The following is a 13,946-nucleotide window of genomic DNA, read 5'->3' as shown; positions in this document are numbered from 1 at the left end:
TCATGTAGACACGAAGCGGTGAGGTAATGCGCCCTTGCGGGTTAAGAGACAGTCACACAAATGTAAGCAGGGGAAGCCTTTCAGCGCAAGTGGCTCACCATCAACGGACTGCCTCAACTTTGTAATAGATGACAAATGACAGTTACTTATATTGCTCCACAATTAGGTGTCGGATTTCTAGAATCTTGAGGAATTATACTAGGAGAATTAGCTAATAACTCTGCTTCCCCTTGGCTATTAATTATTAATCCTTGAGCTTCAATAATAACAGATGGCGTGTTTTTCTGCGCTGATTGGGAAACCATTGTTGCTCTTTCTTCTACCCCCTTGTTATCTAATCCTACTTTGGGATAAAGGTCACGTAAATCTGTCCAAATAGTCTGACCGATGATCGTATCAGTAGGATTTTGTGGTAATCCACCTCGTCCTGTGACAACAAAATTATTTGCGCGATCGCCTCGACAACTAGCAGCAATCTGCTGACTAGGATCTAAGATATTTTTGGGTAATTCAGTGTTGGCAATATTCTTACTCGTTTCTAAGTTAGTAATTGTCACAATCCCATCAATGCCAAATTTGGAACTAGCATCAATATGGCTATCTGGAGACAGGAAAATACCTTGAGTTTGGATTTGAATATTACCCCCAAGGCCAAAAACAGCATTAGCTCTAATATCACTTTGATTGTGAGCGACAACAAAATCGGCATTGATGTTAATATTGCCGCCGCCACCAGTACTATCTAAAACACTGGTGCTAATCAAACTCTTGTTATTTAGAAAAAGTAAATCAGTAGTAAAATTTAAATTACCGCCACCAGTTTGAGTAGAAGTGGCAACGATATTTCCTTGATTAGTTTGTATTTGACGAACGTTGAGAGTGATATTACCAGCTTGACCCAATCCCGCACTATTAGTAGAGATGCGAGCTTGATTTGTTACTTTCAACAAGTCACTTGTAACTTGAATATTACCGCCATTACCAAGTGATTGTGCCTTAGCTTCACTGAAAGCACCTGTAAATAACCCATTACTATAACCATCCAATAAAATAGAATTGGCATCAATTTTAATCAAACCTGCATTACCTGTTCCTTCTGTACTAGTAGTCAAGAAAGCTCCAGTGGTAAATGCTAAAGAGTCAGCATTAATATTAATGTTACCGCCATCACCACTACCTTTAGTGTCAGCAGATATTTGGCTACCATTGCGAGCAGTTAATGATTCTTGCACATTTAAAAAGATGTTACCACCACCACCAGAAGCTGTAGATGCAGTGATGCTGGCTAGATTTTCTGAGAAAGTGTTATCAAGTAAAATCGCACCAGCATCAATTTGAATATTTCCTGCTTTTCCTTGTCCTGGTGGAATATTCAGGTTACGGCTATGGAAATTACTAGCACTGATCGTGCCCCCATCTTTAACAGTTAAATTGTCAGTAGTGATGCTTAAGTTCCCACCATCGCCACTCCCTTGAATTGCACTAGCAAATAAACCACTGCGTCCTTGTTCACTCACCCCAAAAATTTCTATATCAGAGGCTTTGACTATCAAGTTACCTGCTTTCCCAGAGCCAAAAGTAGTAGTAGCAATTTGACCTCCATCTATCAGGCGCAATGTGTCGGTATCTAGTGTCAAGTTTCCTCCTTGACCTGTGGCTTTTGCGGTAACAAGAGTAAACAACAAGCTTTGACCACTAGGAGAACTACCTATTAGCTCTATATCATTTGCCTGAATTTTTAAATCTCCAGCGTTTCCAGCGCTAAATGTACCTGTGCCAATTTGAGCGCCATTTATCAACCGTAAACTTTGAGTATCAATGTTTAAAGTACCACCTTTACCCGTGGCACCTGATTCCACATTCGCTAACAAACCGCTGGGGAACCCTCCTGATGAAGTACCGCTAAGTTCTATCTGATTTGCTTGCACATTCACACTTCCCGCATTCCCTGAGCCAAAGGTTAGCGCTGCTATCTGTGCGCCATCAACCATTCGCAAGTTTTCTGTCTCAATCAACAATTTGCCGCCATTACCTGTGGCTTTTGATTCCACATTCGCAAATAAGCCACTGGAACCAACACTTGCTGCACTCCGCAGTAGCTCTATATCTTTTGCCTTGAGTGTTAAAATTCCCCCATCTTTTGAACTAAAGGTACTAACTACTATCTTTGCGCCATCAGCAACTTGTAATTTGTCAGTGTCAATAGTTATATTACCGCCAGTGCCTTGGGCACCAAATTCTACATTTGCGAATATGCCACTAGGAATACCGCCTTGTGAAGCGCCAATTAATTGTATATTTGTGGTCTTTAATTTTATGCTTCCAGCATTTCCCAAGCCAAAGGTACTAGCTAATAGCTGTCCGCCGTTATTAACCAATAAGTTGTCTGTTTCAATTACTAAATTACCGCCATTACCAGTGGCTCCAGGTGCTACTGGTGTAAATAAGCCGCTAGGCCCAGTCAGGTCTGAAATACCAGTCAATTCAATTTTTTGGGCTTTAATTGTTAAATTCCCACCGTTACCAGAGCCAAAGGTGCCACTAGAAATCTGAGCGCCATTAGCAACACGCAAACTTTTTGTATCTATGAATAAATTGCCACCATTACCTGTTGCTCCTGGTGCTACATCGGTAGATAAATAGGTTGCAAAGGGAGAACCTAATACAGAAGTACCGCTGACTTCTACAGTTTCTGAGGCTTTAATTCTTAGCGTTCCTCCCAAACCATTGCCTAAGGTATCTGCCAGCATTGCAGAACCATCCTTTAGTTGGATGTTACGCCCTTGTAAGCGGATAGTACCGCTACTATTACCACTGGCTTCTAACGAAGCTGCTTGAGATAGGTTAATATCTCGAAAACTATTGACATTTTCATAACCCAATTCCCAACCTGAAGTTACCGGAATAAGTGTGACTAAACTTTCTGTACCCACACTTGCTAGCTCAATTCTTCCTCCATTTGCAGTCAGATTACCTCCGCTCATTTCCACATTTCCACCGACCAAAGCCAAAGTTTTCTGTGACTGTACCTGGAGTCCCACTGGCCGAGAGTTTCTCATCACCGAAAAGTTATTGTTATTGACACTGAGATTGTTTCCCGCTCCATTGACCTTGATGACACCTGTATTAGTTGGCCCATATTGCAACCCTAGCGGAAGACTCACTGTTAACAAAGGTGTTGCTTGAGGACTGCTAGCACTAAACTCACTACCATCAGTAAATCGGATACTGTTGGCTGTCGAACCAATAAAAGAACCACCTATATTTAGAGAAGCATTAGCACCAAAAACAATCCCATTTGGATTGATGAGAAATAGGTTAGCTGTGCCTATAGCGCGGATTAAACCATCAATATCTGAGCTAGAGCTACCAGTAACCCGGCTAATAATATTTTGAATATCTAGAGGATTATTGAAAGCGGCTATTTGCCCTTGTACTAGAGAAAACTGTTGAAAACTATGAAATAAATTATTCCCGGCTCTAGTGCCACCATCAATGTTAAAAGTCCCACCACTGGGAGTGACAATTGTATTATTTGGCAGAGTATTATCGGGAATAATTTGTGCAGTAGCGCTCAGTCCTATATTTACCAGCGACCAGAAAACAAGAGGTAAGCCTAGCAATATTTTGAAGTTAAAAATTTTGCTCTGTTTTTTCGTCGCTGACATAGTTTTTGCTGTTCTCTTGGTAGAAGATACCATCTTAACCACGGAGTAACTAAAATGTCTTGCTATATGCCAAAGCACTGACAACATAGCTCAAATATTTAAGCCCGCTTAGGCGGGCTTGGTTTCTAAATCTTCAAGATTGACGTGTCTTCTGTTTGAATTTTGCTTTGATTTTTGATTATCCTGAAGACAAAATTTAAGTAGCCGCTAAGTCCGAGACTTATTGCCCAGTTAGGTCAACAGTTCCACCGCTACCACCGCTACCACCTCCACCACCACTAGTCCAAGCACCTACAACCAATTCAGCTTCCTGGTCAGTTAATTCAGTCAAGTCTGATAGCTGAATAATTTTGCTATCTTGCTGATGCTTTTTAGGATTATTTTCTTTGGTTTTAGCCTTCATTTTTTACTGTTTCACCTTTACAAAGGTAATTTAAACTCTGCTCATTTTGAAACTTTACCAACCAAGATTAGGAACCCGGAGTACCACCTCCAGAACCACCTCCTAGAGAACTTCCCCAAATAAACACACCACCTACCACTAGTTCAGCTTCCTTGTCATTTACTTCAGTCAAGTCTAAGATCTGGATATTTTTGCTATTTTGTTGATGTTTTTTAGGGTTATTTTCTTTGTTTTTTGTTTTCATTCGTGCTGTCCAATAAACTGAATAATTAACCAATAGCTAAACTAAAAAGTCTTGACAAGACAAGTATTTTAGATGTTGAAACTCATTGGTAATACGTTTCAATTCTATATTGTTTAAGTTAAATGTATTTTGAAAATTAGTCAATGATTGACATTTAAACTTGACACTATTTTAATATTTGCCAGCAGTTTAATAATAAGTATTAATTCTCTCCGTACAATTACTAAAACTGTTAATGATTGCTGATAATGCCATTATCAAAAATAGAAATTCAATAACTTATTGAGGATAATTAACAGTATTTTTTCGTAACTTTTAAAGTTACTTTATCTAATTCAATTGTGACAATCTGTATTTGCGTGAAAATATCTATAGTATTCCTATTTGATGCACAGATATAGCAGTCCTAAATTATTCCTGAAACTTCAGATCCCCGACTTCTTGGAGAAGTCGGGGATCTGGATATTGCGAATTTTCACAAATTGTATAGGATAACTATACTTAGGTAATACACACCTGAAAATTAAGATTAAAGAGTAAGTCATTTTTTCAATAATTCAACCGCATTCCTCTAGCATTGAGCGGGAAAAATTGACTATTTTGGTTTTGATGATATTGCAAAGTTAGCTTTGCTGATGAGTTTTTGATCTCCCCCTATTTTCTCTCCCAAAAAAATAGGGTTGGGGTGACAAAGACATGATTAATAATTGCACGGACTCAATATCAATTCATGACCAAGGTTTGAACTTAAGATGAAGTTAATGTTGATATTGCTGACGAGGTAGCACAACCTCAACCACCAGTACCACCACCAGAGCCAGAACCACCAGTGCCACCAGAACCCCAACACGTTTCAACTAAGCCAATAATTTTCTGCACTAGAGTTGTAATACTATCTATCAGCGTTTCACTAGTAGAACCACCTATCACCAGTTCAGCTTCCTGGTCACTTAATTCGGTCAAGTTTGATAACTCCATAACTTTGCTATTGTGTTTCTGTGTTTCTGTCTGATTTTGTTTGAGTTTTGTTTTCATGTGTGATTGTTTAATCTCAGCAGATATATTTGATAAATTAACTATATTTTGAGTAATCGGCAAGTGTTGTTTTAATTTCTTGCTACAAATTTAATATTAAGCAGGGATTTGATAAAAAATATATCAGCTAACCGTATAATTACTTAGGGTGTGAATTTTTGATGATTATGCATTTTCCTGCGAGTCAAAATCAATAATTAATTTAGGTATTTAGCAGAATTAACAGTATTTTTTCGTAAATATTTCGAGTAACTTTATCCTAATCTCAGGGTAAAAAAATACATCTGAGTACTAAGGTATAGTGGTCTATTTCATTCATGTTCGTGAAGGAAATAGTTGTTAATCAAGAATTATTTGACTTATCAATGATGACTATTCATTAATTCAATGGCGACGTAGTTGAGAAGAATGTTTCACAGCCCATTCATGCATGGCGTTGAGAATTGGTTGGAGGCTTTTCCCTAAAGGCGTGAGTGAATATTCTACTTTGGGGGGGATTTGGGGATAAACTTCACGATGAATAATGCCATCATCCTCCATTTCCCTGAGTTGCTGAGTGAGCATTTTTTGCGTAATTCCGGGTAAAGCCCGCTGCAATTCGCCAAAGCGTTTTATACCTACGATTAATTCTCTAATAATTAAGACTTTCCAGCGTCCACCAATTACTTCTAATGTGATTTCTACTTCGCAAGTTAGTCTGGTATCGTTTTCCGCTTTAGGTTCCATAGATTTGTCATTTGTCATTTGTCATTGGTCATTGGTCATTAGTCATTGGTCATTAGTCCCCTATGTTTTGAAAAGTGTGGATTTAAGGAAGTCTTATCTCCAACGCCAGTTGCTTTAAGCCTCTTAGCCCCGACAACGCATTCGCTTAAATTTTCGCTTTATGCTTGGGTACTTTCAGACTTCAGACTTCAGACTTCAGACTTCAGACTTCAGACTTTATACTTCAGTTGACCTACCTGTAATTGTAAATGCTGCCCAATAATAAGGATGGCAATATAGCTTTTGCTCTGGCGGAAGTTTACTGCTTCTATACATTTGTGTTGCTACATGCGTCCTAATTCTTAAATCTTCGGGATGTAGATTATTCAGTAAATCTTCATACCATTTTGTTAATTCTCTCGCAGTTAGTTGTCTTAGCCATGCTGTAACTTCAGCTAAGGTAGTGGCTGTTGATTTATTTGGCTGTAGTCGTCGATAAAACTCGACGATTGCTAAATCATTGGCAATTGATTCTACTGTCCATAGTGTACTTACAACCTGGGAGACTCCTCCACACAGAAAACCATTAACTAAACTCACATATTCGCTAGTGATGGGATGATTGCTCGTAGTTATAGTTTCACAAGCTGACAGGTTAACTAGGTTGTAACTTACTAAATATTTTTGGCTGATTTCTTCTAATGTGAGTTTGTCTGCATCTGCTAATGCCAATTCTGATTTGTTTGGTTCACTAGAATTGTGAATGATATGCCCGGTAAAGTGAAATATATTGTATTCATCCTCTAAGGCATTCTGCACCTCAATTTTATTAGCTTGTGTCCCCTGGATACGGTAATGATTGGGGAAAATTTGGCTGATAATTTCGGCTTGCAGTTTGGCAAATTTTAGTTGAGGATAATCTGTGCTATGAGGATTTTCAACGCTGAGGAATAATTGAGTGTTTTTATCGCCTATGTTGGCAGATTTTCCTGTTAATCCTGTTTGCACGTTAGGTAAATAGCTAATAGTAAAATTCGCCTCAATATTTGACAACCCTGGTGAACCAGAAGTTGGGGAAAAAAGTACATGGAGGGGCAATTTTTGCAAATCGCGGTGGGGAATTAATATTAGTTGAGTAATTCCTTCAAGTTCCTGTAGAATTGTCGATATATTGAGAATATTTTTTAGCTCTAAGAGCCTTTGTTCCATATCCACTCGCCAGGAATGGTTGCTTTGATTTTGTTTATCTGAAGCGTGGCTGCAATATTCTTGATATTGTTGATTCCAATCTTCCAACCAAGATTCAAAAGCGATCACACGTCTCACTGCTTCAGGAAGGGGAACTTCATGCAAACGCATTGGGGTTTTGCCTAAGCTGAATACCCCTGTATCTTGCATTGGTGTAAATATGAGGATGGGCGAAGGAGCCTGATCTTTGAGAACGAATGTATGTAAAGCGGCTGGGCTAATATGCCAGTAAATAATTGCTGTTTGCGGATTGAGTAGTGGCTGAACTTCAGTATAGTTCAGTGAGTTAATCTCGTTTTGCCAACCTGACAGCAGCCAGGTTAAACAAGAATTTTTAGCGTGTTCGGCAATTTCCCAGGCTTCGACTACATCACCGTAATCGACAGCTAAATCAACTACTAGTTGTCTCAAGCCAGCAAATTTTAGAGCTAGCTGTTTTTTATTATCATCAGTACGGGTGGTATCACTGAGTAATTGTTGTAATAAGTTTGTGCTGTATTGTAGGAATTCTTGTGCTTGTGCTGTTTGTCCTAAACCTACAAGGGTTTTGATCAGGGATTGCAAAACTTCCAGATGCAACTGGGGAAAATCTTCACTCGTCAAGGTTAAGAGTGCCTGATTATACTCAGCTACGGCTTTTTGCCAATGAGTGCGAGTAACTGTATTTTTCTTACCGTGATCGTAATGAGTATTGGCGATCGCTAAATGCAATCTCCCCCAACCTTCTGGGTGAGTATCTGGGCGAACATATTTCAAGCCTGCTTCGTAGCTAGCTAATTTACCTTCATAGCCACTTTGCTTTAAGGCTGCATTGTTGGCTGTGATGTTAGTAAACAAACCCGAAAGGGCTTCAGGATTAACTAAATTACCAGCAGCTGTTCCGCGTCCAATCCAAGCTTCCCAGTAGTCAAGTTTAATTTGTAAAGCACTGTCATAGGAGGCGATCGCTTCTGGATATTTTCCTAAATAAAACAACGCTACTGCCTGATTGTACCAAGCTAAATGGAAGTCGGGTTTGATGGCTATAGCTTTGCGATAGGAGTCTATTGCTTCTTGACGGCGGCCTAAATTTTCTAAAGCTACGCCTCGGTTATACCAAGCTAGATAGAAGTCGGCTTGAATTGAGAGTGCTTTGTCCCAAGAGGCGATCGCTGCTGACCATTGTCCTAAATTAAACAGGACGACACCCCGATCGATCCAAACTTCATAGTAATTGGGTTCAATTTCTAAAGCTTTATCATAAGATGCGATCGCTTCTTCATGCTGCTCGCTAACACCTAAAGCGATACCTCGGTAATACCAATTTTCTGGGTCTAGTGGTTGTAAAAGTAGGGCTTGGTCGTAACTAGCAATTGCTTCCCATAATTGCCCTAACTTCATCAGTGCTAAACCCCTGCTAGACCAAGCTTCGGGGAAATCTGGCTTGATGGCGATTACTTGCTCGAAAGAAATAACTGCTTCTTCAAATTGGCCTAATTCACCGAGAATTCCCCCCCGGTTATACCAAGCTTTGTGGAAATCGGGTTTGAATTCTAGGGCTTTATCATAAGATGCGATCGCTTCGACCAAATTTTCTAAATGAAATAGTGTCAAGGCGCGGTTGAACCAATATTCATAAGCATCGGGTTTAATTTCGATGGCGGCGTTGTAAGATGCGATCGCTCCTGATAAATCTCCATTTCTCGCTTGCTGAAGACCTTGGTAAAACCAAGCTTGGGCGCGGTCGATTTTTGGTTGAGGAATTATTTGGGAACTATGGCGTTGGATTGCTAGTTCTGAAGCCAGTTCCTGAACTAAAGATGTACTTTGATCCAACCTGACTAACAACTCATCAAAGGCTTGGGCTACACTCGGCTCTAATTTTGTTAAAGATTTATCCCATGTCCCATCTGTTGATGATTCTTCTTTAACATCTTCTGCTGGCGAAGTTGAGCTTGTCTGGTCTTTGGGCGGAGTCAGGTTTGTGTGGTTTGTGGGCGCAGTTGAGCTGGTCTGTTGTTTTGGCGGAGTCAGGTTTGTGTGGTTTGTGGGCGCAGTTGAGCTGGTCTGTTGTTTTGGCGGAGTCTGGCTTGTTTGGTTTGTGGGGGGATTGAGGTTAGTAACTGGTGTTGTGGTTTCAGTTTCTTCTGCTTCCGGCTCAGAAAACAAATCGAATAAGTTAGCAATCTCATCATCTTCTCCTGGATCGAGAAGAGTTGCCCGCGTGGGAATTTCGGTATCTTCTCCTTGATACTCCCAGATAACTTCCCCTAATTTACCTGTCCATGTTTCCTCAACAGTGTTTATTTCGGGTATTGGCAGGATTTCCGTCTCATCTTCTTCGTCATAATCCCACAAGCGATCGCCCAAATTACGGATCAACTCCTGGCCTGGAGAGTGTGGCCGATTGTTTTCCGGTCTTGTGTTTTCCATCGTCACATGATGATCTAGCTCTTCAATTTCTTCATACCTTGTGGCTGAGTTACGCTTCAGCAAGCTTAGACCTATATCATACGCCAGGTCACCGATGCTGCCGATCCCCAGTTCGCCCAGCTGGATCATCCTTGCTGCTAACTGATGGTTAGGTGCAGGTGAATTTAATAATCTTTCACCAAAGCTCAACAGCCAATCTATCCAGCGCTCATCAGAGATGCGATGTTCCATGCGTTGCAGGTACTTCAGCGCCCATTGTTTGCCTCGTGCTTGTTGCACGCCTTCTAGCAACTGTGTAAACAACAGTTCTAAATCCGCATTAGTAAGTTCGGGTGGTGAATTTACCACCCCGTATCCCTTTGCTGCATTTACAGTTCTAGCTTTCTGGCTGCTAAAAGGATGCTGAAATAACTTTTTAAGCCACTGAAATAGACGCCTGAGCATCTTTCACACTCTTGGATTTTGTTTAACCTAGATTGTAGCCATCGTTGTGTTCAAAAGATCGCCAATTACGTAAAAAGCCACGATTAACCAGATGAAAAATTTGTGAAATAAGTCATCTCTTGATTGGGTCTGGGGTACTTATACTGAGTTTCGACTACGCTCAACTACCGCAAAGCCGTTCGCGTAGCGTCTCCCCTTGGGAGAAGAGAAGTATGAGGTATTGGGCATAGGGGATGAGTCAATAGTCACTGGATGGTTTCACTCAACTTGAATGAGCGAATGAGCAAATTTTTGGTAGTGGCACTATTGTTTTGCTTTTGGGCAAGAAAGTCAAGATTCTGTCTGTTCTATAGCCCCTTGATTAGCAGCATGGTACTGATTAATCAATGCTTGGATAATCACTTGGGGGTCGTTTGTTTCCAAACCGAGTTGTTGAGCAATTTGCTCTGATAAGGTTTCATCTTGCTGCATCATCCCAAACAACTCTTCTAAGGTAATGGTTTGGTAACCTTCCTCTGGGACATTCTCTGTTGTATCTGTTGTATCTGTTGCACTTGGTAAGAAGTCTTGATCTTCGGGTGGTGAAGCCCTGACAGCATCTGTCCCTGCATATTCCCAAATTGGCTCACCTTGATTGCGGGTTAACAGTTGCATCCCAATATCGTAGGCAACGTTTCCGACTTCGCCAACACCTAATTCACCCAGTTGTAGTAACCGCGCCGCTAATTCATTATTCGGTGTGGGTGCTGCTAGCAATCTTGCTTCTAAACGCCGTAACCACTCAACCCAACGTTCAGTTGGGATGCGATGTTCAATATTATGTAGCCACTTGAGTGCCCATGCTTGTCCCCGTGCTTGATGTACTCCTTCCAAAAGTTCGTTGAACAGAATTTCTAGATCTGTATCGGTAAGTTCTGGCGGTGGTTCTTTGGGCACATCTCTCCTATTTGGGGAGCGGTTGGGTTTCCCACCAAACAATCCCTGAAAAAACTTTAAGAGCCTCTGAATTAGCCGCTTAAGCATCTGCTGCACCATTGAGTATGATTTACCCTAAGATTGTAGCGATCGCACTTTACTATAGCTTTAATATTCCAGAAAAACTTTCTCTTGCTCATGCTACAACGCAAAACTTGAAGAATACTCTCAAGTAGAGTTTGGGTCTGGGTAGTTTACCAGATATGCCACCAATAGCTAAAAACCACGCCTGATTTCCGGGCAAGGACAACATCGACAGCAACAGGAAAAAACCAAGGCTGATGCCTCTAATTGATGATTTTAATGTATCAAATGTAACTTTTTAACTTTTAAACCCCGTCCTTGTCTGATATAATTGAGCTGTGACCACAGGTGAAACCCTCTGGGGTTCTGTACGAATGTAGCTGAAATAGTGTTATAAGAAAGCAGCTAAATTGAGAATCTAGCAACTGAGTAACAAAACCAATATAAAAATAGTGTACTAACTGTGAAACAGTAGTTAACAATTTGGAAACAATAATTTGGGTTTCCAAACCATTTTCTCATGGGAAGAAGCAAGAATACTCCTTGGGAGTAGGATTTGGTTAACCCTTGTTTAGTGCTGGACTCCCCGCCTTGCCTCACCGTTGAAGGCAATTTAAACCGAAAAATACCCCCATCGTATCATCCCAAACTCGACTGGGTGCTGCAATTTTATGTCTTACGAACCCCTGCACCACAAGTATCGCCCAAAGAGTTTTGCTCAACTAGTGGGACAAGAGGCGATCGCTACCACCCTCACCAACGCGATTCGCTCAGCCAAAATCGCTCCAGCTTATTTGTTTACTGGCCCCAGAGGTACAGGTAAAACTTCTAGCGCCCGGATTCTCGCCAAATCTCTCAATTGTCTTGAGAGTGGCAAGCCGACTGCTGAACCCTGTGGCAGATGTAATGTTTGTCAAGGCATTACTAAGGGCTATTCCTTAGATGTGATTGAAATCGATGCCGCCAGCAACACAGGTGTAGATAATATCCGCGAGATTATTGAAAAAGCGCAGTTCGCCCCTGTGGAGTGTCGCTATAAAGTTTATGTGATCGACGAATGCCATATGCTCAGTACCCAGGCATTCAATGCGCTACTCAAAACGCTAGAAGAACCACCGAAACACGTAGTCTTTGTCTTAGCGACAACCGACCCCCAGCGAGTATTGCCGACAATTATTTCTCGTTGTCAAAGGTTTGATTTTAGACGCATCGACTTAGAAGCGATGGTCAAGCATTTAAGCGCGATCGCTCACAAAGAAAACATTAATATTACCTTGGACGCGGTCACCTTAGTAGCCCAACTGGCCCAGGGAGGATTACGGGATGCGGAAAGTCTACTCGACCAATTAGGGCTATCATCGGGTGAAATCACACCTGACAAAGTTTGGGATTTAGTTGGAGCAGTCAGCGAACGGGACTTATTAGCGCTGTTAGATGCGATCGCCCAAGATCGAGCAGAAGCAGTTCTCGAATCTACCCGCAACATCCTCAATCGTGGTCGAGAACCACTGACTATTCTGCAAAATCTCGCCGCTTCCTACCGCGATCTACTCATTGCGAAAACTGCACCTAACCGCCAAGATTTAGTTGCTTGTACTCAGCAAACCTGGCAAGCATTAATTGAATTAGCCCAGAAGCTAGATACAAGTATTATTTTGACGGGACAGAAGCACTTACGCGAAGCCGAACAGCAAATTAAAAACACAACTCAACCGCGTTTGTGGTTAGAGGTGACATTATTGGGATTATTACCAAGTGCAAATATTCCCGTGCAAGCCGTCGTAAGCGCACAGCCGAGAATGAGCGCACCAGCAGTATCACCAAGCCAACCTCGTATCACCCCGTTACCCCCACCTCCCCCACCTCCCCCAGACAGTGTCACCGTTTATCAGCCAGCTGAGGCACCGAAGCCATCAAATCTACCTGTAGAACCAGTAACTACCGCATCACCTGCACAGGAGATTGTGGAAACATCAACAGCGGATTTTATTCAAATATGGCAGCAAGTTCTCAGTAATATTCAGCAGATACCTAGGCGAGAGTTGCTACGGCAAATGTGCCACCTGATAGAATTTGATGGTACTTACGCCCGTGTTGGCGTGAAAGCAGCATGGCATAAAAAAGTACAATCAGACTTGCAGATGATTACAGCTGCTTTCCAGCAAACTTTCCAACGGGAAGTGAAAGTGAGCTTAGAAGTCGGAACGCCCTCAAACTCTACTTCAGCGAAGAAAGACCCTCCAGCCAACGGCTCATCGATGGTTAAGCAGCCACCGCCCCCTAGTTACGACAGGCAAACTCCACCACCTGCACCAGTACAACCACAACCCACACCAGCACCAGCACTAGCAAAAACAGAGTCAGCAGCTAAAGCTAGCAGCAGTGTGCAAACTTTGCCGCCGCCCCCAGCCCCGACACCTTCTAATAATTGGGAAACTGATGAAGTAGCGATCGCAGCTCAGCGATTAGCAGAATTTTTCCAAGGAGAAGTCATCCGCCTATCAGATGATACAGTAGGCTTTTCTGACACTATGGTTGGCTCTGATTTGCTCGATGAATCAGATCTCGATGATGAGTAAAGAAGCCAAAAAAGCCAAAGTAGCTACACTGTCATAAACCGCCATACAAACTTTGGCAATCTATATAAGATGATGCGATCTACCAAAAGATTGTGGATGTCGTGCCCGTACTACTGTCGCATTATATTTTCAAAATAGTATTAAAAATTTAGGGTGGTATTAAACCCCTACAATTCATCTGTCATTCCTACAAAATTTATATTTAATTC

The 13,946-nt window shown here is 41.5% G+C and carries 8 protein-coding genes; 1 reads left to right on the top strand and 7 read right to left on the bottom strand.

The genetic code is table 11. The features are described from left to right. Nucleotides 1–146: 146 nt before the first annotated feature. From AACU32_RS08820 to AACU32_RS08790, 7 genes are all read right to left on the bottom strand, one after another. On the bottom strand, nucleotides 147–3,668 hold the full coding sequence (locus tag AACU32_RS08820) for a two-partner secretion domain-containing protein (RefSeq protein ID WP_339377673.1): 3,522 nt from the start codon (nucleotides 3,666–3,668) through the stop codon (nucleotides 147–149). A 220-nt stretch (nucleotides 3,669–3,888) separates the two neighbouring features. Next, nucleotides 3,889–4,071, bottom strand: a complete 183-nt coding sequence (locus tag AACU32_RS08815; protein WP_096599232.1) for a hypothetical protein — start codon at nucleotides 4,069–4,071, stop codon at nucleotides 3,889–3,891. Between the two features lie 67 nt (nucleotides 4,072–4,138). Then, the gene (locus AACU32_RS08810; RefSeq protein ID WP_339377672.1) at nucleotides 4,139–4,315 is read right to left on the bottom strand and encodes a hypothetical protein; all 177 of its coding nucleotides are present in this window, start codon (nucleotides 4,313–4,315) and stop codon (nucleotides 4,139–4,141) included. 792 nt (nucleotides 4,316–5,107) lie between these two features. After that, nucleotides 5,108–5,350, bottom strand: coding sequence for a hypothetical protein (locus AACU32_RS08805; protein ID WP_096599231.1), 243 nt, complete (start codon nucleotides 5,348–5,350; stop codon nucleotides 5,108–5,110). 384 nt (nucleotides 5,351–5,734) lie between these two features. Next, entirely contained in the window at nucleotides 5,735–6,076 is a 342-nt protein-coding gene (locus tag AACU32_RS08800) for a winged helix-turn-helix transcriptional regulator (RefSeq protein ID WP_096599230.1), read from the bottom strand. A gap of 216 nt (nucleotides 6,077–6,292) precedes the next feature. After that, a complete protein-coding gene (locus tag AACU32_RS08795; RefSeq protein WP_096599229.1) occupies nucleotides 6,293–10,159 on the bottom strand; it encodes a CHAT domain-containing protein in 3,867 nt (1,288 codons plus the stop codon). Nucleotides 10,160–10,489: 330 nt separating this feature from the next. Next, the gene (locus AACU32_RS08790; RefSeq protein WP_339377671.1) at nucleotides 10,490–11,182 is read right to left on the bottom strand and encodes a hypothetical protein; all 693 of its coding nucleotides are present in this window, start codon (nucleotides 11,180–11,182) and stop codon (nucleotides 10,490–10,492) included. Between the two features lie 647 nt (nucleotides 11,183–11,829). On the opposite strand from AACU32_RS08790, the gene AACU32_RS08785 reads away from it, so the two are divergent. Beyond that, a complete protein-coding gene (locus tag AACU32_RS08785; protein WP_096599227.1) occupies nucleotides 11,830–13,737 on the top strand; it encodes a DNA polymerase III subunit gamma/tau in 1,908 nt (635 codons plus the stop codon). Nucleotides 13,738–13,946 lie beyond the last annotated feature (209 nt).

The organism is Calothrix sp. NIES-2100, assembly GCF_963875285.1.
Taxonomy (GTDB): Bacteria; Cyanobacteriota; Cyanobacteriia; order Cyanobacteriales; family Nostocaceae; genus Aulosira.
Note: the sequence above shows the minus strand (reverse complement) of the source record. Positions and strands in the feature narration are given on the sequence as shown.